Raw genomic sequence first — 20,962 nt, 5'->3', positions numbered from 1 at the left:
ATTAGGGTATCGGCATGAGCGCCTATCCGACCCTTGCTGGATCGATCCTGGCGGACTGCTGGCCGATGACGCGGGTCATGGCCGGGCTGTCCGCCGTGCCGATCGGTCACGCCATTGATCTGGCGTTTCTCTTTCCCCTGGACGGGCGGGAGCGCAACGATGCGCTGATCGCGGAGACGCGGCGGCATCTGGGCGGCTGCCTGACCGCGATAGAGATCGCTTTTCGCACCGCCTTGCAGGATGAAGCCGCCATTGCGGAGGCTCTGGATGCATGGCCCGATCCGCTTTGCTGGCCGACCGTGCGCGCGCAGCCCACCATGTTGGGGCCACCTCTACTGGCCCATATGCAGATGCGCGCGGGCATCAGCCTGCTGCTGCGGCAGGCCGGCTGTCCCGATAGCGAAAGCGTTGTGGCGGAGGAGGCCGATTCGGCGCTGCCCGCCGACGATCCGACGATCGGCGATGCGCTTTCGGCCCTTGCGCTGGCGGAGGGGCGATGGCTGATGGCGGGGGGAGAGGATCAGCCTTTGCGGCCGGACGTGCCGGCGGAATATTTCGCCGAGCTGGTCTGGACGGCGGCGGCCTGCCTGGCGGCGGTCGTTCAGCGCGCTTCAGGTACGGACGACGCCGTGATGGCCGCGTTCGAGCGGGCCGGAGAAGCGCTGCTGCGGCGTCATGACGAAGCGGCCAACCCCCTGTCCATCGCCGAGGTGGTCGTGCGGCAATTGGGCGAGCGCGCCGATGCGCCGGAATTGCTGGCTTCCGTCCTGACGCAGCGCCGCTTCCTGCTCTTCACCGCGCTGGCGGCACGGCGGTTGCGGATGGAGAGCGCGCAGGTTGCCGACATATTGCTGTTCGCCCCGCTGGAGCAGGTCGCGGCCCTGAGCCGGGCGCTGGGCGGATCGGATTCGGATCATGTCCATCTCCTGCTGGCGCTGCGTCCGGTTCGGCCATCGCTTTCCGACGCGGTGATCGTCGTGCAGGCGGAGCATTATCAATCGCTTCCGGCGTTGCAGGCCGATGCGACCGTCAGCGCGCTCCGGACGCCCGCCGCCTTTCGCGCCAAGCTCGATCATCTGCGCCGGGTTACGGCGGGATGACCATGCCGACGCTTCCCGCCATTGTCGAGGCGTCGATATCGGCCGACGGCCTGTTGCTGAGCGCCGACGAACCGCTGCTGGCGCTCCAGCGTGAGGCAGGGGCGGATCTGGGGGAACGGCTTGCCATCCCTCAACTGGCTGCCGTCGCGCGGCTGGCGGCCCGTTTGGGCATCATCGTGTCGCGCCCGGTGGCGGCGGCGTCGGAGAGATGCGATATCGACATGTGGGTGCGGGCGAGGCCGGAGGGGAAGGCGGTTCATCTGTCTGTGATCGACTGGCAGGAGCGATCCATTTCCACGGTGCGCAACAATCAAAGCGGTCCGCTGGAAGCCGATCTTGCCGCCGTGTCGGACGGCTGGAGCTGGCAGGTGGACACGCAATTGCGGTTTCAGATGGTGTTGGAGGGGGGCGATCCGGACGGCGTCCTGCCCATGCAGCCGCCCGTGCCGGGAAGTCCCTTTTCCAGCTATTTCCAGTTGCAGGCCGATGAGGACGGCGACATGGCGATCCTGCGCGGCTTCACGCAGCGCCGGGCGTTTCGCGATCAATTGGCTTGCCTGACCAGCGATCCGGCTAGGCGGTTCCACCTTTCCGGTTTTCCGCTGTTCGACCTGGCCGGGCAGCTATTGGGCTATCGTGGCAAGGCCTTTGCGCTCGATCTGGCGGTTCCGGTTCCGGAGATCGCGCCGCCCGCCGCAGTCGATTCCCTCGCTTTTGGCAAGCGGCTCGATCGCTCGCTTCGTCAGCCTCTGGGCCGGATCATCGCCAATGCGGATACCATCAGCGCCCAGTTGGAAGGGCCTCTGCGTTCCGATTATATGGGCTATGCGCTCGACATCGCATCGGCGGGCCGGCATCTGATGGCTCTGGTGGACGATCTGGCGGATTTGCAGGCGATAGACCGGCCCGATTTCACGGTCGCTTCGGAGTCGGTCGATCTGGCGGATATCGGCCGCCGCGCTGCTGGCCTGCTGGGCGTGAAGGCGCTGGACAGGCAGATCAATGTCCTGCCCCCGGAAACGGGAGAGGCGGTGCCCGCGCGGGGCGAGTTCCGGCGCGTGTTGCAGATATTGGTCAACCTGATCGGCAACGCCATCCGCTATGGCCCGGAAGGATCGGAGGTGCGGCTGGAGATCGGACTGGAAGATGGCCGGCCGCGCATTGCGGTTACGGATGAAGGTTCCGGTGTCTTGCCGGAGGACCGCGAACGCATCTTCGAGAAATTCGAACGTCTGGGCCGCGACGATCAGGGCGGCAGTGGCCTTGGCCTCTATATTTCGCGTAAGCTCGCCCGTGCCATGGGAGGCGACATTCGTATCGAAGGCGATGCGGGACAGGGGGCCTGTTTCATCCTGACATTGCCGGCGGACGAGACAAGCGGACAGATTGGTCTGGTGAGCGATCAGCTTTTGGATTGATGGACTGCGAAAAGGGGTGATCCGGTCGGGCGAATGGCAGACTGTCTGCGTTCCCGTCCCATCCTCGCGCGCCGAGCAGGGCGGAGTTTGCCTGAGCGCCGTATCGAAGGGTTCGCGCTGCATCGACCTTTCGATATGCCCCTTGGATAAGCGACCGCTTCCGCGAGTCCGCCGCAAAAAAAACGGCGCCCAAACGGGGCGCCGCCTTTCTTCGCTCCCGCCTTCGATCAGCGCTTGCCGACCGGGACGTAGTCGCGCTGAGTCGGGCCGGTGTAGAGCTGGCGCGGGCGACCGATCTTCTGCGCGGGGTCGGAGATCATTTCGTTCCACTGCGCGACCCAGCCCACGGTGCGGGCGAGAGCGAACAGCACGGTGAACATCTCGGTCGGGAAGCCGATCGCCGACAGGATCACGCCCGAATAGAAGTCCACATTGGGGTAAAGCTTCTTTTCGATGAAATAAGGATCGTTGAGCGCGATCTGTTCCAGTTCCTTGGCCACGTCGAAGATCGGATCGTCGACGCCCAGCTTGTCCAGAACGTCCTTCGCGGTCTTCTGCATGACGGTCGCGCGCGGATCGTAATTCTTGTAGACGCGATGGCCAAAGCCCATCAGGCGGAACGGGTCGTCCTTGTTCTTGGCGCGGGCGATATATTCAGGGATGCGGTCGACGGTGCCGATCTCGCGCAGCATGTTGAGCGCCGCCTCGTTCGCGCCGCCATGCGCCGGGCCCCACAGGCAGGCGATGCCCGCCGCGATGCAGGCGAAGGGATTGGCCCCCGACGAACCGGCCAGGCGCACAGTCGAGGTCGACGCATTCTGCTCATGATCGGCGTGGAGAATGAAGATCTTGTCCATCGCGTCGACGATGACCGGATCGGGGATATATTCTTCCGCCGGGACCGAGAAGGTCATGCGCAGGAAATTGGCGGTGTAGCTCAGATCGTTGCGCGGATAGACGAAGGGCTGGCCCGCCGAATATTTATAGGCCATCGCCGCGATGGTCGGCATCTTGGCGATCAGGCGGTGGCTGGCGATCTTGCGCTGCACCGGATCGTTGATGTCGGTCGAGTCATGGTAAAAGGCCGACAAGGCGCCGACAACGCCGCACATGATCGCCATCGGGTGCGCGTCGCGCCGGAAACCGCGGAAGAAAGTCGAAAGCTGCTCATGCAGCATCGTGTGGCGCGTGATGGTGTTGGTGAATTCGTCCAGTTGCGCCTGCGTCGGCAGTTCGCCGTTCAACAGCAGATAGCTGACTTCCATGAAGCTGGACTGTTCGGCAAGCTGGCCGATGGGGTAGCCGCGGTGGAGCAGCACGCCTTCGTCGCCGTCGATATAGGTCAGGCCCGATTCGCAACTCGCGGTCGAGGTGAAGCCGGGATCGTAGGTGAACATGCCGGTATTGGCGTAGAGCTTGCGCACGTCGATGACCTGCGGGCCGACGGTGCCATCCAGAATGGCGTAGTCCTTCGTCTCCCCGTCGATGGTCAAAGTGGCATTTTTATCCGACATTCACGTTCTCCTCAACTATCAGCCGGCCGATGCGTGTCCTGCATCGGTCAGCCGACCCAAGCTTTCTTCTTTTCCCAGAAGGAAAAGGACATCGAAAATTCCGGGCGAAACCGTCCGGCCGGTGAGCGCGGCCCTTAATGGCTGCGCTACCTTGCCGAGAGCTAAACCCGCATCCTCTGCCACGCGGCGTATGACTTCTTCGATTGCTTCGACCGTCCAGCCTGGAACGGTCGACAGAGCATCGGCTGTGCTCGCCAGCAACGCGCGCGCGGAGTCGTCTAGCAGAGCGGATGCCTTCTCGTCAAAATCCAGCGGGCAACTTTTGAACAGAAATTCCGCACCCTCCGCAATTTCGTTAAGTGTCTTCGCGCGCGGTTTCAGCGAAGGCATGGCCTGCGTCAACAGGGAGTCCGCGTCGGCGGGCAGGGGCTTGCCCAGCCGGGCCGCTACGCGGGGAGTAACGAGAGCCGCCAGCCGGGCATCGTCGGCTTCGCGCAGATAATGGCCGTTCAGATTTTCCAGCTTCTTGATGTCGAAGCGCGAAGGGGAGCGGCCCACGCCGGAAATGTCGAACAGTTTGATGGCCCGTTCGACGGAGATGATCTCCTCGTCGCCATGGCCCCAGCCCAGCCGCAGCAGATAGTTGAGCACCGCTTCGGGCAGCATCCCCATCTCGTCGCGATAGGCATCGACGCCCAGCGCGCCGTGACGCTTGGAGAGTTTGGCCCCATCCGACCCGTGGATCAGGGGAATGTGGCCGTACACCGGCTCTTCCCAGCCCATCGCCTTGATGATGCCCAACTGCCGGAAGGCATTGTTCAGGTGATCGTCGCCGCGAATGACATGCGTGACGCCCATGTCATGATCGTCCACGACGACCGCCAGCATATAGGTGGGCGTGCCGTCGGAACGGAGCAGGATCATGTCGTCCAGCTCCGCATTCTGGACCACGACGCGGCCCTGGACGGCGTCCTCGATCACGCTTTCGCCGGTCTGCGGCGCTTTCAGGCGGATGACGAAGGGCGCGCCTTCGGGCGCTTCGGACGGGTCGCGATCCCGCCAGCGGCCGTCATAGCGCATGGGCTGTCGTTCGGCGCGCTGCCGTTCGCGCAGTTCCGCCAATTCCTCCGGCGTGGCATAGCAGCGATAAGCATGGCCGTTCGCCAGCATCTGATTGGCGACTTCCGCGTGTCGGGCGGAGCGTTCGAACTGGAAGACCGCAGGCTCGTCCCCGCCGAGGCCCAGCCATTCCAGCCCGTCGAAAATCGCGGCCACCGCTGCTTCCGTCGACCGGGCGCGGTCCGTGTCCTCGATGCGGAGCAGGAACCTGCCGCCATGGTGCCGCGCGAACAGCCAGTTGAACAGCGCCGTGCGCGCGCCGCCTATGTGCAGAAAGCCGGTGGGGGATGGGGCGAAACGGGTCACCACCTGCTTGTTCATTCCCGTTGCACTCACCGTCATATTCCCCGACATTCACCTTGCCCATTCATGAACGCGACGCCCCCTAGCATGGCTTTTGAGTCTCCACAAACTTCCGTTCGGGGGAAGGCGAAGGCGTGGCGTCAGGCCTTTCCCGCAGCCATGGAACAATGGCTGGAACACGAAAGGGAGCGGATACCGCTCTGGGTTCCGGTGGGACTGGGAATCGGGATCGCGGCCTGGTTCGTCCTCCCCCATCGTTGGGCGTGGCTTGGTTTCTGCTGTGCCGCCTTGGCGCTGGCCTGTGGAGCCGCCCTTCTGCCGGCTGGCGGGCGGGGGAGGAAAATCGCGGTTTCGGCAGGGATATTGGCCTGCCTTGGCTGCCTGCTCATCTGGGGCAAGGCCGTGCTGGTGGGAACGCCGCCCTTGCAGCGGGCCACCTTCGCGATCGTCACGGGCGAGGTCCGGGCGGTCAATCCCGTTCCCTCCAAGGCCATGGTTCGGCTGCTCGTGCGACCGATGGATGCACCGGAACTGCCGCCCATGCTCCGCGTGAACCTGCGCCAACCGGACATGTCCCCCGCTATCGGACGGGGCGCGATCGTGCGGTTCCGGGCGCGGCTGATGCCGCCGGCGCCGCCCAGCCTGCCGGGCGGCTATGACTTTGCGGCGCGGGCCTATTTCATGGGGATAGGCGCGACGGGGCGCGCCTTGCCGCCCATCGCCGTGATCAGGCCCGCGACCGCTGGACCCGATCTGCGCAATCGGCTGTTCGCGCATATATTGGCCCGGCTGGAGGGGTCGGCGGGCGGCATTGCAGCGGCGCTCGCCACCGGGGACCAGGGCGCCATCACCGAAGACGACGCGGAAGCCATGCGGCGGAGCGGCCTCGCTCACCTGCTTTCCATCAGCGGGCTGCATGTCACAGCCCTGATCGGCGCGGTCATCTTCCTGCTCATGCGGGTGATGGCGCTCAGTCGCCGGGCGGCGCTGGACTGGCCCTTGATGCTGATTGCCGCGGGAGGCGGCGCATTGGCGGGGATCGGCTATACGCTGCTGACCGGAGCGGAAGTTCCCACCGTGCGGTCCTGCGTCGCCGCGTTGCTGGTGCTGGGCGGGCTGGCATTGGGGCGGGACGCGATCACATTGCGTCTGGTGGCGACGGGGGCGTTGATCGTCCTGTGCCTGTGGCCCGAAGCCTTGATCGGGCCGAGTTTCCAGATGAGCTTCGCCGCGGTGGTCGCGATCATCGCCCTGTCCGAGCATCCGCGCTTTCGCGCTTTCGCCGCGGCGCGCGATGAAAATCCGTGGCGAAAGACCGGGCGGGCCGTGACCGTCCTGCTGCTCACGGGCTTCGCGGTCGAACTGGTGCTGGCGCCGATCGCTTTCTTCCATTTCCACAAGGCGGGCATGTTGGGCGCATTCGCCAATATCATCGCGATCCCGCTGACTACCTTCGTGGTCATGCCGTTGGAAGCGCTGGCGCTGCTGCTCGATCTGGCGGGCCTGGGGGCACCGGCATGGTGGGCGACCGGGAAGGCGTTGGACCTGTTGCTGTTCATTGCCCATGGCGTCGGTTCAAGTCCGATGGCGGTGGCTTTGGGACCCGCGCTGCCGGGCTGGATCTTCGGGATGATGGTGATGGGCGGGTTGTGGTGCCTGCTCTGGCGGAGTGGATGGCGCTGGCTGGGACTTGTCCCGGCGACGATCGGGTTCGTCGCCATCCTTCTCAATCCCGCACCCGATATATTGGTCACGGGAGATGGCCGCCACGTCGCCTTGCGCACGGATCAAGGCATGGCCCTGCTGCGGGATCGGGCCGGCGATTATGTGCGCGACGCGATGGCCGAAAGCGCGGGATATGGCGGCGTGCTGGAAGCGCTGGCGGACTTGCCGCAGGCGCGTTGCTCGGACGATCTTTGCTCCGTTCAACTGGACCGGGGAGGCCGTCGCTGGCGGTTGCTCGTGACCCGTAGCGACATGCTGGTCGAGAGGGGCGCTTTCAGGCGCGACTGCCGATGGGCCGACATCGTGATCAGCGATCGCCGCTTGCCGCGATGGTGTCAGCCGGCATGGCTGAAAGCGGATCGGCCCCTGCTGGCGATGACAGGTGGGCTCTCCATCAATCTGGAGAAGGGCACGGTCCGGACCGTCCATCGCCCGGATGACGCTCATCCATGGATGCCGCGTCGAACCGGACCCGGCCGGGGTGGCCACGCCCCATCCAAGGCTTCCGGTTCGGATGCCGCGCCTTAATTATATCGGCGCAGCAATCCTGCCAGCTTGCCCTGGATGCGGACCTGATGGGGATCATATAATTGCGGCTCATAGGCGCTGTTGGCGGGGTCCAGCCTCACTCTCTGGCCGTCTCGCCGGAAATATTTGAGCGTGGCTTCGCTATCGTCGATGAGGGCGACCACGATCTGTCCCTCCCGCGCCACATCCGTTTTCTGGATCAGCGCGAAATCGCCGTCCAGAATCCCTGCGTCGACCATGGAATCGCCCGCCACTTCCAGCGCATAATGATCGCCTGCGCCCAGCAACGCCGCCGGAACGGACAGCATGTTATGCCCCTCCAGCGCTTCGATGGGGACGCCCGCCGCGATCCTGCCATGCAACGGGATTTCAACGATGTCGTTGGCGGCGATGGGCAGGCTGGCAGGCGCTCGCGGCTTGGCGGTGGGGGCGTCCTTGGGCAAACGGTGCATGGCTTCGGGCAGCTTCAACACTTCCAGCGCGCGCGCGCGGTTCGGCAGGCGCCGGATGAAGCCGCGTTCCTCCAGCGCGTTGATCAGGCGGTGGATACCCGATTTGGATCGCAGGTCGAGCGCATCCTTCATTTCCTCGAAAGAAGGGGATACGCCCCGCCCTTCCAGGCGGGTCTGGATGAAGCTGAGCAACTGTTGCTGTTTGGGCGTCAACATGCCTGCGATCCTTCTGTGGAACGGATGGAGAACGCATAGGAAACGGAAAGGGGTAAGTCAAGCGTCTAACCGTTGGTCGCAATGGAGTGGAACGGCGGGCGATGCGGGTCGTTGAAGCCCTGCCTCTCAAGTGAAGAGGCGAGGAGAGTGACATGCCCAACCAGAACGATCAGGACAAGCAACAGCGCCGCGACCAGCAGGACGGCCGCCAGCAGCAGCAGGAAAACAAGCAGGGCCAGATGGGTGAGGAACGCCGCAAGGATTCCAATCCTGGCAAGCAGCAGCGCTGAAGCAAGCCGAAGACGGGAAAGGGGGTCGCTGCGCGGCCCCTTTTTCTATAGGGGAAAGGGCAGGATCTTGACGATGTCGCCTGCGCCCGCCGCACCGGAATGCGCGGGGCGCCATATCAGGCAATCGGCTTGCGCCATCGCCGCCACGGCCGCGCTGTCCTGCGACGTGACGGAAACGATTCCATCCTCCCCGTGAAAGGCGCGCAGATAATCGTCCCGTTCTCCCGTGCCGGGCAGGGGAATAGCGAGCTGGGCATTGGTGATCGCGGGAAGAGGAGAAGCCGCGCCGCCCATATGACGGACCAACGGCAACAGGAAAAGCATGGCGGTGACATGGGCCGAAACCGGATTGCCCGGAAGACCGAGAAAGACTGAATCACCGAGCTTTCCTGCCATCAGCGGCTTGCCGGGCCGCATCCGGATCTTCCAGAAATCCAGCGAACCGCCCGCTTCGGTGAAGGCCGCGCGCACCAGATCGTGATCGCCGACCGAGGCCCCGCCCGTCGACACGATGATGTCAGCTTCGCCCGCCTTGATGAATGCCTGCGTCAGGGCCGGCAGATCGTCGGGCACGATGCCCAGGTCGATGATGTCGCAAGGCACGGCGGCGAGCATCGCCGCGAGCATAGGCGCGTTGGAGGAAGGCAAGCGGCCCGGAGGCGTGGGCGCGCCAGGGGCGACAAGCTCATTGCCCGTCGAAAGCAGGGCGACGATCGGGCGCCTCCTGACCGGCAGGACCCCATGGCCGGCCAGGACGGCGAGGGCGATCCTGGCGGCGTTCAATTGCGAGCCGGCGGCCAGCAATGTTTCGCCAGCGCGAAAATCCGATGCTGCGGGACGGACATGCTGGCCCTGTGTCAGCGGCTTGTCCTCGCCGCGCAGGGTATCCCCGGTCAGCGCGGCATGCTCCTGAATGAGGATGGCGTCGGCCCCGACGGGCACCGGCGCGCCGGTGAAGATGCGACAGGCGGTCCCCCTGGCAAGCGGGGCAGGCAGGGCGCCGCCCGCGCTGCTGATATCGGTCACGCGCCAGGGTCCGGGCCATTCGGCGGCGCGTACCGCATAGCCGTCCATCGAGGACAGGTCCGCCCAGGGCTGATCGCGGCGGGACGTCACATTCAGCGCAAGCCAGCGCCCGGCGCAGGCAGCGGCCGCGATTTCCTCCACCGAAAGCGGCCCGGCAAGGGCGAGCAGCCGTGCCTGCGCCTCCGGGACGGGCAGGAGGCTCATGGAGCGCGCCAGTCGCCCGACTTGCCGCCTGTTTTGGCGAGCAGGCGAACATGGCCGATGACCATCGCCTTATCGATCGCCTTCGCCATGTCGTAGATGGTGAGCAGCGCGGCGGAAACCCCGGTCAGGGCCTCCATTTCCACACCGGTCTGGCCGGCGGTGCAGGCGGTGACCGTGACGGTGACGCCTTCCTCATCGGGGGCGAGGTCGACCGTCACGGAACTGAGCGGCAGGGGGTGGCAAAGCGGGATGAGATCGGATGTCCGCTTGGCCGCCATGATCCCGGCGACGCGGGCGACGGCGAGGACATCGCCCTTCTTCACGGTTCCAGCGGCGATTGCGGCGGCGGCTTCGCGGCTCATGGTGATGCGGCCGGTGGCGACGGCTTCGCGGGCGGTGACGGCCTTGCCTGACACGTCGACCATGCGCGCGGAGCCATGCGCGTCCAGATGGGTAAGGCCGCCGGTCATCGGCCGAACAGCAGGTCGTGCGTGGCCGCTTCCACATCGGCCTGCCGCATCAGCGATTCCCCGACAAGGAAGCAGCGCACGCCATGTTCCGCCATGGCAAGGAGGTCCGCATGGCTGCCAAGGCCGCTTTCCGCGACGAAAGTGCAATCGTCCGGCGCCTTGTCCACCAGTTCATAGGTGCGGGCGAAATCCACGGTGAAGTCGCGAAGGTCGCGATTGTTGACGCCGATGAGCCGGGAGCGGAGTTTCATCGCGCGTTCGAGTTCATGGGCGTCGTGGACCTCGATCAGGGCGTCCATGCCGAGGCCGAGGGCGGCATCCTCGATCTCCGCCATCTGATGATCGTCGAGGGCGGCGGCGATGATGAGGATGGCGTCCGCGCCGATGGAGCGGCTTTCGAGCACCTGCCACGGATCGACCATGAAATCCTTGCGCAGGACCGGCAGCGCGCAGGCCGATCGCGCGGCCATCAAATAGTCTTCATGGCCCTGGAAATAGGGTGCGTCGGTCAGGACGGAGAGGCAGGCCGCACCACCCGCCGCATAAGCCTGCGCATGGGCGGGCGGATCGAAATCGGCGCGGATCAGGCCCTTGGAGGGGCTCGCCTTCTTGATCTCCGCGATCAGGCCGAAGCCGGAGCGGGCCGCGTCGTCCAGCGCCTTGCGGAAGCCGCGCGGCGGCGTCTGCTCGGCGGCGCGGGCATGGAGCGAGGCGACGGTCGTCGCGGCCTTGCGGGCGGCGACTTCCTGCCGCTTCGTCTCGCAGATCTCGATCAGCTTGTTGGTCATCGATAGGCTATCCAGCAATTGAGGAGCGCGTTGGCAAGGCCCCGGTCGATCGTTTCGGCGGCTTCCTCCACCCCCTCCCTCACATCGTCGGCGGCTCCCGCCACGACAAGGGCGGCGGCGGCGTTCAGCAGCACCGCGTCCCGATAGGCACCCGTTTCGCCCTGAAGCAGCGCGCGCAGGGCGGCGGCATTATGTTCGGGCGAGCCGCCCCGGATCGCGTCGACGGGATGACTGGGCAGGCCCGCATCGGCGGCGGACAGGCGGCGCATGGCGACGATGCCGTTGCCGGTGACTTCGGCCACGTCATTCCCTCCGGCAAGCGAAAGCTCGTCCAGTCCCTCGTCGCCCGATACGATCATGGCGCGGTCGACGCCGAGCTGCGCCAAGGCTTCGGCGTAGATGGGGACATAGGCGGGGCGCGCGATGCCGACCAGTTGACGGCGGACATTGGCGGGATTTGCCAATGGTCCCATCAGGTTGAAGATGGTGCGGCGGCCGATGGACTTGCGAATGGGACCCAGGCGCTTGAGGACCGGGTGATGCTTCTGCGCGAAGAGGAAGCAGATGCCGAGGTCCGCCAGTGTCGCCTCCGCGCTCTCGGCGATCCGATCGAGGTCGAGACCGAGCGCTTCGAGCGTGTCGGCGGCCCCCGCCTTGGAAGAGGCGGCGCGGTTGCCATGCTTCGCGACGGGGACGCCCGCCGCCGCGACGACGAGGCTGACGGCGGTGGACACATTGAGGGTGTGGTGCCCGTCGCCCCCCGTGCCGCAAACGTCGACGGCGCCAGCGGGCGCTTCGATGGAAATCATTCGTGCGCGCATCGCGCGGGCGGCCGCGGCGATCTCCGTGGCGGTCTCCCCGCGTTCGGCCATGCGAATGAGGAAGGAGGCGATCTCCGCTTCAGGCAGATCGGCGTCGAGCAACAGCGCGAAGGCGCGCGCGGCCTCTTGCGCATCAAGGGGTGTCGTGGGATCGGGCAGGTGCATCATCGCCGCTGCCTTAATCGCCCGATGGGGCGCGAGTCGAGGGCATGTTGCGGGTTAATGTCGTATGACGGCCGAAGGGCTCCGGCTGTTCGGGGTCAGGCCTTCTCGCGTTCCTTCACCGGCAGTCCGGCGATCCGCAGGAAGTTCGCCAGCATCTCATGCCCATATTCGGTGGCGATGCTTTCCGGATGGAACTGGACCGAATGGATGGGCAGTGTGGCATGGCGGAAGGCCATGACCGAGCCGTCCTCGCTCGTCGCGTTGACGATGAGGCTGTCGGGGATGTCCTCCACGATCAGCGAATGATAACGGGTCGCGGTAAAGGGCGAGGGGATGCCCGCGAACAATCCCGTACCGTCATGACGGACAGGCGAGGTCTTGCCATGCATCAGTCCGCCGCGCACCACCTTGCCGCCGAAATGCTGGCCGATCGCCTGATGACCGAGGCAAACGCCCAGCAAAGGCGCGCCCGCATCGGCGCAGGCGGCGACGAGATCGAGGCTCACCCCCGCTTCATTGGGCGTGCAGGGGCCGGGCGATAACAGGAAGGCGCGCGCTCCGGTCGAAAGCGCCTGTCCCGCCGAAATGGCGTCGTTGCGGACGACCTCCACCTCCGCGCCCAGTTCCATGAGGTAATGGACCAGATTCCAGGTGAAGCTGTCATAATTGTCGATGACGAGGATCATGGGACAAGGGCTTTAGCGCGGGACGCCCGCCGGGGGAAGGACGGGCCGTCGTCCATGATAGATTTTCTGAAGCGCCGGCGTCACCGCATCGCGAGGGCGTCGACGTCAGGCAGGGACGCGCCATGTGAAGGCGAAGCGGCTTTCCCCCGTCGATGCCCCGTCCGCATCGAAACGGCGTTCGACGATGCTTCCCCGGCCCTGCCTGTCGATCGCGACGACAGTGCTGCATCGCGTTCCGTAAATGGGGTTGCGGATGAAGATGGGCGATATCGCTGCTTCCCCGGGTGCGTCGGCCGGGATTTCCGGCGCGATCCCCGCGTCGGGCAGGATTTCCTGCCGTAACGCATCCAGCAAGGCGGCGGGATCGTCGGCTTCGGCCGCCATCCAGTCGAGAAGCGCGGCCTTGAGCGCCAGCGTCTTGGGCCACGGATCATCCAGCGCGCCGTTGGACAGGCCGTAAATGCCGTGTGTCAGCGTCGTGCGAATGGGATGGGGACGGTTGGTGAGGAAATGCGCCTTGTCATGCTCGATCAGGATGAGGTTGAACGGATTGAATGCGTCGGGCGCAGCGGTTTCGATGTCGGCATGGCGCCCGCTTCCGCGCAGCAGGTCCGTCACCAGTTCTCCGCGTGACGCCTTGCTGGGGTCGGGCCGGCCGAGACCTCGATTGGTGACGATGGCGCAGCGCCCCTCTTCCGATACGCCCAGCCATGTGCCGCCCGATTGCAGATCGCGGCCGGCGATCAGGTGGGGCGGCACCTTCCATCGGTCCAGCGGCGCGGCGGGGCGGGCGTGCAGTTCGTCCCGGTTGCCGATCAGCAGCAACCGCCAGCGCGGATGCGCGTGCCACGCCATTGCCATGATGCACATGCTGCTTCGTCTCCCGCCGCTACGCCCGCTTGATAAACCGGCCGAGCCTCTCCATATAGGTCATGCCGGGTTCGCCCGGCTATGGTGATAAATCGTGTCGTGCAATAGGCACAGCGGACCCGGGGGCGGTACCCGGCGGCTCCACCACATATCCCGCTTGTCCGGGATGTCTGACGGGGCCGAACTAGGATCGACGTGTGTTGAAAAGCGGTGCCTTCACCCGGCCTGAGTACGCCGTAAAAAGGTTCAAAACTCACAAGTGCCAACGATAACGAGGCTCTTGCTCTTGCTGCGTAATTGATGGCCTCACGGCCTGACATTACCCAAAAAGAACGCGGTTGAACCCACCGGGCAACAGAAGGGAATTCAGCGGCCGCCGGAGGGGCCGGGCAACAGAACCCTCCGGACCATCCCTCTTGTCCTCACATCGTTTCCGCCGGGCGTCCGTCCGGGCGCGGCTTCGCGCGTTTCTATTCCGATTCGAATCGGGTCGGGACGGGGATCTTATCCAATTACAGTTTTATGACACATTGAAGAAAATATTTTAACATACTGTAATAAAAGAAATAAAAATGCTTTTTCTGCTTCCCGGCAGCTATTGCCGGAATGTCATGAAGGTGAAATAATTACGGCTATTGTAGAAAGTTTTTTTAGGAGAAATTGAGATGCTGAAGGTCGCTGCGGTAATCGGACTCGCGCTGGCCGCCACGGCGCCGGGGATTGCGCTCGCGGCACCTGATGAGGTGTTGGTCGTGGGTGTGCCCGATGGCGGATTGGCTGCCAACGCTTTGATGTCGGGGGATTTCGGCAAGGCCGCGAACAAATTGAAGTCTCCGGTGCCTGACGGCGCGAACGATCCTGCACGGCTCATCAACCTGGGTAATGCCTATGCCGGCCTGGGCCGCATGGCCGATGCGCGCGACGCCTATAAGGCTGCGCGCTTCGCGCCCGAAACGCTGCTGGTCCTGGCGAACGGCAAGGAGGAATCCTCCCGCGACATCGCGCGCCGGGCCATGGGCAAGCTGGCGACGAACTACGCCATGCGCTGAGCTCGGCCAAAGGATGCTGGAAAATGGGAGTCGTTTCCTCGGGGCGGCTCCCATTTTCATGTGGTGGTCATGGCATTCATCCTATGGAACCGATGCGCCCCACGGGCATGATCGCGGGGGCGAATCGTGAGCGTCCCCTGTCTCTTGTCATTCCGTACTGGGGCGAACGGGCATTTATATCGATCGCCTGAACGCGCTCGTAAAGCGTGACCTCCGTGTCCGCCTCGGCACCGTCCGATTCATCAAACTGTCATTTAAAAGTCTCCATTCCGTCACCAAATCAAAATGCTCCTGTCATTCGACGCGCCTAGCTGCCGGCTTCGAGGGCGACAGGGGGCGTTGTCCGAGTCGAAAATCCCCTGCGCTCCGCATTGCAACATAAACCGGCAGACGCCGGAGCGGAGACGACATGGCCAAGATCAACCGTATCCACACCATCCTGATGGCGACCTGCGCGTGCACGGCGCTGGCCGCCTGCGGCGCTGACGATATCGCCTCGCCGGGCGAGGGCGGGATCATCATCCCGACTCCCACGCCGACGCCGACCCCCACGCCGACTCCGACGCCCACACCCACGCCGACCGGCGTGACGCCCGCTTCGGACTGCCCGACGCTGACCGGCTCGGACCAGTTCACCAAGACCGGCCAGATTTCCGACAAGAACGGGAACACGTGGCTTAATTGCTCCTTCCCCACGCGCTTCCGCTCATCCGTCACCATTCCCAAGGTTGCCGGCGTGATCTACTCGCTGCCCGGTCGTGTCGATGTCGGCACCGATCAGGGCGCTTCGAGCAAAAATCTGGACGTGACACTCTCGATTGATCCGGGCGTGGTCGTCTTCGCCAACACCGGCAACGCCTTCCTGGCGGTCAATCGCGGCAACCGCATCAACGCGGTCGGGACGGCGACGCAGCCCATCGTCTTCACGAGCCGTGAAAATGTGCTGGGCAACGCGACGGATCAATCCTCTGGCCAGTGGGGCGGCATCGTTCTGCTCGGCCGCGCCAAGATCACCGATTGCGGCGCAGGCGGCGCGGCTCCCGGCACGGTGGCCTGCGAGCGCGACACAGAAGGCACCAGCGGCGCCATCTATGGCGGCGCAAACGATGCCGACAATTCCGGACATATGAGCTATGTCCAGATTCGCTATTCCGGCTTCGTCCTTTCGGACGGCAAGGAATTGCAGGGCCTGACGCCATCGGGTATCGGCACCGGCACGCAGCTCGACCATATCCAGGTCCACAACAGTTCCGACGACGGAATCGAAATCTTCGGCGGGTCGGCGCACCTCAAATATCTGGTCTTCACCGGCAATGAGGATGACAATCTGGACACCGACGTCGGCTTCCGCGGCACGGCGCAGTTCATCATCTCCGCCCAGCGGGCCGACGCCAATATCGGCGACACCTTCCTCGAAACCGATTCCAACGGTTCGACCACTGCTAGCAACGCCAGCGAGGATGCGCTGCCCCGCCAATATCTGAAGGTCGCCAACTTCACCCACATCCAGCGGTCGAATACCGGCGATGACGGTGCATCGATGCTGCTGCGCGGCGGCGCCGACCTGGCGCTGATCAACGGCATCATCGTCAGCCCGAACCAGAGCTGCCTGCGCATCAACGGCGCAGCGGCGGTTCGCGATGCTGACAGCGCGCTGGAGGATGCAGGCAAGCCGCGTTACCTGTCGGTCGTGATGCAGTGCAACTCGACGCCGTTCAAGGGCACGGGCACGGGCGTCACTGACGCTTTGGTCCAGTCGATCTTCACGGCGGGCGCGAACAGCAGCTTCAGCTATACGCCATCGCTGACGAACCTGTTCATCAACGGCGCGACCGAAACCGCCGTGAAGGCGATCGATCCCAAGACGATCGACTCCAACTTCACCACCACCAACTATATCGGCGCGGTCAAGGACAGCAACGATACCTGGTATGCGGGCTGGACCTGTAACTCGGTCAGCGCGAACTTCGGTTCGACCAGCGGTGCCTGCACCGCCATCCCGACCACCTGATCCGACCACGCAACAACAGGGGCGGGGGAGCGCGTTCAGGCGCTTCCCCGCCCTCTTTGCAGAGATTTTTCCCAAAGGGGGATAAACGCATGTCGAAGCCGCTCACTCTGGCCCGCCTGCTCCTGATTTCCACCGCGCTGGCCACCCCGATGGCGATGGCCCAGACCGGTTCAGCGCCCGATGCTCCGCCCAGCGCCGGGCCGGGCACGCCCACCGCTCGCGAACGCTCCGACGCCGGGGAGGGCCGGGTGGATGTGTCCATTCCCGGATCGGACATCATCGTCACCGGCCGTCGCACCAGCAATATTTCGCAAGCCGCGCCGCAGGTGGTGAACGTGCTGTCGGCTGCCGACATCAAGCGCACGGGCGAAGGCGACATCGCCGGATCGCTCCAGCGCGTCACCGGTCTTTCGGTCGTGTCTGGCGGCTATGTCTATGTGCGCGGCCTTGGCGACCGTTATTCGCTGGCGCTGCTGAACGGTTCCCCGCTGCCCAGCCCGGAACCGCTCAAGCGCGTGGTTCCTCTCGACATTTTCCCGACCAGTGTCATTGCCTCGACCCTGGTGCAGAAGAGCTTCTCTCCCAACTTCCCGGGCGAGTTCGGCGGCGGCGTCATCAACCTGACGACCAAGGCGATCCCGAGCGAAAGCTATCTGGAAATCGGCGTGGGCAGCTCCGCCAATACCGAAACGTCCGGCCAGATGGGCTATACCTATTATGGCGCGAAGTCGGACTGGACCGGCTTCGACGACAGTTCGCGCGACGTGCCGCCGCTGCTCAAGCAGGCGTTCAAGGGCGGCGTGCCCTTCGCGGACATGGAACGCGGCGACCTCCAGGCCATTTCCATGCAGTTCCTGAATGCCAAGACGTCGGTCTTGCAGCGGACGAACAGCCTGCCGTTCAACTTCTCCGGGTCGATCAACGGCGGCACGGCCGTCGATGTAGGCAGCGACGGGCGGCTGGGCGTCATCGCCACGCTTTCCTACAGCAACAAATGGCGGACGCGCGACGCTTTGCAGCAGGCTTCCATCGACCTGACGCAGCCTGCGGGCAAGAATTATCAGCAGATCACCACCGACAATGAGGTGACGCTGAACGGCCTGCTGGGCGTCGGGCTGGAACTGGGCGAGCAGAAGATCCGCTGGACCAACCTCTATATCCGCGACACGCTCAAGCGCGGGGCCCTGTCGGTCGGCCAGAATGATGGCGCGATCGCGGGTGCGGACTATATGCAACAGAACACGGCCTGGTATGAGCGGCAGTTGATCGACACGCAGCTTGTCGGCGAGTTCAAGCTGGGCGATGCCCTCAGCCTCGACCTGCGCGGCGGCTATGCCAATTCGCAGCGGGAAGCGCCCTATGAGCGTGAGTTCGTCTATGTGCGGACCAATCGCGACCTATCCGTCGATCCGGTGGGCAACCGCTTCGTCAATGCGCTCAACCGGCAGCGTGGCGATGCGTCGATCACCTTCAGCGACCTGAACGAAGACCTATGGTCGGCAGGCGCGGACCTCAGCTACAAGGTTTCGCCCGCGCTGACGCTGACCGCCGGCTATGCCTTCAGCGATACGAAGCGCACCTCTTCGCGCTATGAACTGCATTTCGACGCGACCAACCTGCCGATCCCGGTGCAGCAATTGAGGCCCGACTATCTGCTGTCGGATGCGACGATCCAGCTTTATGACCTGACACTGCTGGACTTTTCCGGCAATTATCCGGTCTATGACGCCGCGCTTACGGTTCATGCGGGCTATGGTCAGGTGCGGGCGGAAATCCTGCCGGGCCTGTCGATCGACGCAGGTGCCCGCTATGAAAAGGGCAAGCAGTCGGTCACCGGCGTGGATGTCTACAATACCGGCTCCGAGCCGGTGAACCGCATCAACAAAAGCTATTGGCTGCCCGCTGCCACCATCACGTTCGAGGCGGGAGAGGGCCTGCAATTCCGTCTCAGCGGTTCCAAGACCATCGCCCGGCCGCAGTTCCGCGAGCTGATCGCGCAGCCCTTCGTTGATACGGACGCCAACCGCTTCTATCGCGGCAACCCGTTCCTGCGGGACAGCGAGTTGTGGAACGCCGACATTCGCGCCGAATGGTATATGGGGCGTGACGAGCGGCTGACGGTGGCGGCTTTCTACAAGAAGATCGACAATCCGATCGAAACCTACACCACGATCAACGACAAATATGACGTCACGACCAGCTTCGCCAATGCGCCGGAAGCGACGCTCTACGGCGCCGAGGTGGAAGCGCAGAAATATCTGCCGCTCGACGGATGGGATTCGCCCTTCTTCCAGAGCCGCCGCGTCGTGCTGATCGGCAACTACACCTATACCCAGTCGAAGCTGAAGGTGGGCGCGGACGACACGACCATCCCCTATAGCTATACGACCGGGCCGTTGCCCGCCGCGTCGGATTATTTCCGGGACGGCGCGCCGATGACGGGACAGTCGGATCATCTGGTGAACCTGCAACTGGGGCTGGAGGATACGGACAGGCTGTCGCAGCAGACGCTGATGCTGACCTATGCCAGCCCGCGTGTCACCAGTCGCGGTCCGAACCTGCAACCCGACATCAAGGAAAAGCCGGGTCTCACTCTCGATTTCGTGGCGCGGCAGGGCGTGAAGCTGTTCAACGCGATCAACAGCGAGTTCAAGCTTGAGGCGCGCAACATCACCGGCCGGAAATATCAGGAAGTCCAGCAACTGGGCGGCAACAAGGTGTTCTATAACCGCTACAAGATCGGCACGACCATCGCGGCGTCGCTGACCGTGGTGTTCTGATGCGCTGACGGCGGGAGGCGAGGCCGCTCGCTTTCCGTCGTCCGCAATATTCTGCCAACCGAGACTGGAAGGCGTAAATCGGGCCCGAAAATCATCCACCTCAGCGATCTTCGCGCTGAGCATGTTTCCGGCCCGGCCCTGATATTATCCCGAACCGCCATTGAGCCCAACGTCAGCAATCAGAATGGCGGATAGCCTCAGGCGACGATCAGCCCATGCTTTTTCGCGCCGAAGCTGACCTTGTCGCCGGGTTTCAGCGCCAGATGCGGGTCTTTCACCACCTCGCCGTTGACGCGGATCGCGCCTTCGTCAAGTTTGCGGCGCACTTCCTTGTTGGAGGACGCGAAGCCCAGCGCCGTGTTCGCCTGAACGATGGTGAGACCCTCCACGCCGAGGCTGACGGTGGGGAGGTTCGCGTCGGACGCGCCCTCCTCGAAGGTCTTGCGGGCGGTTTCGGCGGCGGCTGCGGCGGCTTCAGCGCCGTGGGCAAGGGCGGTGGCGGCTTCGGCGAGGACTTTCTTCGCTTCGTTGATTTCCGCGCCCTCCAGCGCCTCCAGCCGGGCGATCTCGTCCAGGGGCAGGTCGGTGAACAGGCGCATGAAGCGGCCGACATCGGCGTCCTGCGTGTTGCGCCAGAACTGCCAGTAATCATAAGGCGCCAGCGCATCGGCGTTGAGCCACACCGCACCCTTGGCGGTCTTGCCCATCTTGCCGCCGTCCGCCGTGGTGATGAGCGGGGAGGTCAGACCATAGACTTGCGCGCCGTCGACGCGACGGGCGAGTTCGATGCCGTTGACGATATTGCCCCACTGGTCGGAGCCGCCCATCTGCAAGCGGCACCCGGCCCGGCGCGACAATTCCAGGAAGTCGTAGGCTTGCAGGATCATGTAGTTGAATTCGAGGAAACTCAGCGACTGTTCGCGGTCGAGCCGCAGCTTCACCGAATCGAAGCTCAGCATCCGGTTGACCGAGAAATGCTGGCCGATGTCGCGCAGGAAGGGGATATATTCGAGGGCATCAAGCCAGTCGGCATTGTCGACCATCACCGCGTCGCTCGGCCCGTCGCCGAAGGTCAGGAAGCGTTCGAAGACGCGCTTGATGCTGGCGACATTATCCTTGATCTTATCGACCGTCATCAGCGACCGGGCTTCGTCGCGCAGGGACGGATCGCCGATCTTGCCGGTGCCGCCGCCCATCAGGACGATCGGCTTGTGCCCGGCCTGCTGCATCCGCCGGAGCATCATGATCTGCACCAGGCTGCCCACATGCAGCGATGGCGCGGTAGGATCGAAGCCGATATAGCCGGGAACGACCTGCTTTCCGGCGAGGGCGTCAAGGCCTTCCGCATCGGTGAGCTGATGGATGTAGCCGCGCGTGTCGAGCAAACGGAGAAGATCGGATGTGTAGGTCGTCATGGCCTGTCTGGT

General features: G+C 64.4%; 17 protein-coding genes and 1 other RNA gene. 8 read left to right on the top strand and 10 right to left on the bottom strand.

Features of this window, described 5'->3' with window-relative positions; genetic code table 11:
- Positions 1-14: 14 nt before the first annotated feature.
- Both SCLO_RS06395 and SCLO_RS06390 read left to right on the top strand, forming a co-directional pair.
- Entirely contained in the window at positions 15-1,100 is a 1,086-nt protein-coding gene (locus tag SCLO_RS06395) for a hypothetical protein (RefSeq protein ID WP_066515574.1), read from the top strand.
- A complete protein-coding gene (locus SCLO_RS06390; protein WP_066515575.1) occupies positions 1,097-2,518 on the top strand; it encodes a sensor histidine kinase in 1,422 nt (473 codons plus the stop codon). Before SCLO_RS06395 ends, SCLO_RS06390 begins: the two co-directional genes overlap by 4 nt.
- Positions 2,519-2,745: 227 nt before the next feature.
- Here SCLO_RS06390 and SCLO_RS06385 read toward each other — a convergent pair whose 3' ends face one another.
- Both SCLO_RS06385 and gltX read right to left on the bottom strand, forming a co-directional pair.
- On the bottom strand, positions 2,746-4,032 hold the full coding sequence (locus SCLO_RS06385; RefSeq protein ID WP_066515576.1) for a citrate synthase: 1,287 nt from the start codon (positions 4,030-4,032) through the stop codon (positions 2,746-2,748).
- Positions 4,033-4,050: 18 nt separating this feature from the next.
- Positions 4,051-5,472: a glutamate--tRNA ligase gene (gene gltX, locus SCLO_RS06380; protein WP_066515577.1), complete on the bottom strand. Its 1,422-nt coding sequence runs from the start codon at positions 5,470-5,472 to the stop codon at positions 4,051-4,053.
- Positions 5,473-5,613: 141 nt separating this feature from the next.
- Here gltX and SCLO_RS06375 point away from each other — a divergent pair, with 141 nt between their 5' ends.
- Complete coding sequence (locus tag SCLO_RS06375) at positions 5,614-7,707, top strand: ComEC/Rec2 family competence protein (protein ID WP_066515579.1); 2,094 nt, start codon at positions 5,614-5,616, stop codon at positions 7,705-7,707.
- On the opposite strand, the gene lexA is transcribed toward SCLO_RS06375, so the two are convergent.
- Positions 7,704-8,375, bottom strand: a complete 672-nt coding sequence (lexA, locus tag SCLO_RS06370; protein WP_066515581.1) for a transcriptional repressor LexA — start codon at positions 8,373-8,375, stop codon at positions 7,704-7,706. The genes SCLO_RS06375 and lexA overlap by 4 nt on opposite strands.
- 152 nt (positions 8,376-8,527) lie before the next feature.
- On the opposite strand from lexA, the gene SCLO_RS23275 reads away from it, so the two are divergent.
- A complete protein-coding gene (locus SCLO_RS23275) occupies positions 8,528-8,665 on the top strand; it encodes a hypothetical protein (protein WP_169800546.1) in 138 nt (45 codons plus the stop codon).
- 45 nt (positions 8,666-8,710) lie between these two features.
- On the opposite strand, the gene SCLO_RS06365 is transcribed toward SCLO_RS23275, so the two are convergent.
- The 6 genes from SCLO_RS06365 to SCLO_RS06340 form a co-directional block, all read right to left on the bottom strand.
- Positions 8,711-9,895, bottom strand: coding sequence for a molybdopterin molybdotransferase MoeA (locus tag SCLO_RS06365; RefSeq protein WP_066515583.1), 1,185 nt, complete (start codon positions 9,893-9,895; stop codon positions 8,711-8,713).
- Positions 9,892-10,365 (bottom strand): cyclic pyranopterin monophosphate synthase MoaC, encoded by a 474-nt coding sequence (gene moaC / locus SCLO_RS06360; protein ID WP_066515584.1) that lies wholly within the window; start codon positions 10,363-10,365, stop codon positions 9,892-9,894. Before moaC ends, SCLO_RS06365 begins: the two co-directional genes overlap by 4 nt.
- Entirely contained in the window at positions 10,362-11,153 is a 792-nt protein-coding gene (trpC, locus tag SCLO_RS06355; RefSeq protein WP_066515585.1) for an indole-3-glycerol phosphate synthase TrpC, read from the bottom strand. The genes moaC and trpC overlap by 4 nt, the downstream gene beginning before the upstream one ends.
- A complete protein-coding gene (trpD, locus tag SCLO_RS06350; RefSeq protein ID WP_066515587.1) occupies positions 11,150-12,142 on the bottom strand; it encodes an anthranilate phosphoribosyltransferase in 993 nt (330 codons plus the stop codon). The genes trpC and trpD overlap by 4 nt, the downstream gene beginning before the upstream one ends.
- Positions 12,143-12,234: 92 nt before the next feature.
- The gene (locus tag SCLO_RS06345) at positions 12,235-12,825 is read right to left on the bottom strand and encodes an anthranilate synthase component II (protein WP_066515589.1); all 591 of its coding nucleotides are present in this window, start codon (positions 12,823-12,825) and stop codon (positions 12,235-12,237) included.
- 105 nt (positions 12,826-12,930) lie between these two features.
- Entirely contained in the window at positions 12,931-13,695 is a 765-nt protein-coding gene (locus SCLO_RS06340; RefSeq protein WP_066515593.1) for an NRDE family protein, read from the bottom strand.
- A gap of 25 nt (positions 13,696-13,720) precedes the next feature.
- On the opposite strand from SCLO_RS06340, the gene ssrA reads away from it, so the two are divergent.
- The 4 genes from ssrA to SCLO_RS06320 all read left to right on the top strand — a co-directional run bounded on the left by ssrA (position 13,721) and on the right by SCLO_RS06320 (position 19,535).
- Positions 13,721-14,064: a transfer-messenger RNA gene (gene ssrA / locus SCLO_RS06335) on the top strand.
- Between the two features lie 296 nt (positions 14,065-14,360).
- Positions 14,361-14,744, top strand: coding sequence for a hypothetical protein (locus tag SCLO_RS06330; RefSeq protein ID WP_066515599.1), 384 nt, complete (start codon positions 14,361-14,363; stop codon positions 14,742-14,744).
- 409 nt (positions 14,745-15,153) lie between these two features.
- Positions 15,154-16,755 (top strand): hypothetical protein, encoded by a 1,602-nt coding sequence (locus SCLO_RS06325; RefSeq protein WP_066515602.1) that lies wholly within the window; start codon positions 15,154-15,156, stop codon positions 16,753-16,755.
- 89 nt (positions 16,756-16,844) lie between these two features.
- On the top strand, positions 16,845-19,535 hold the full coding sequence (locus tag SCLO_RS06320; protein WP_066515605.1) for a TonB-dependent receptor domain-containing protein: 2,691 nt from the start codon (positions 16,845-16,847) through the stop codon (positions 19,533-19,535).
- Positions 19,536-19,732: 197 nt separating this feature from the next.
- Here the strand turns inward: SCLO_RS06320 and tyrS are convergent, their stop codons facing one another.
- Complete coding sequence (gene tyrS / locus SCLO_RS06315) at positions 19,733-20,950, bottom strand: tyrosine--tRNA ligase (protein WP_066515727.1); 1,218 nt, start codon at positions 20,948-20,950, stop codon at positions 19,733-19,735.
- Positions 20,951-20,962: the final 12 nt, after the last annotated feature.

The organism is Sphingobium cloacae (genome assembly GCF_002355855.1).
GTDB lineage: Bacteria > Pseudomonadota > Alphaproteobacteria > Sphingomonadales > Sphingomonadaceae > Sphingobium > Sphingobium cloacae.
The sequence above is the reverse complement of the archived record's forward strand: the minus strand, read 5'-3'. Positions and strand labels throughout refer to the sequence as shown.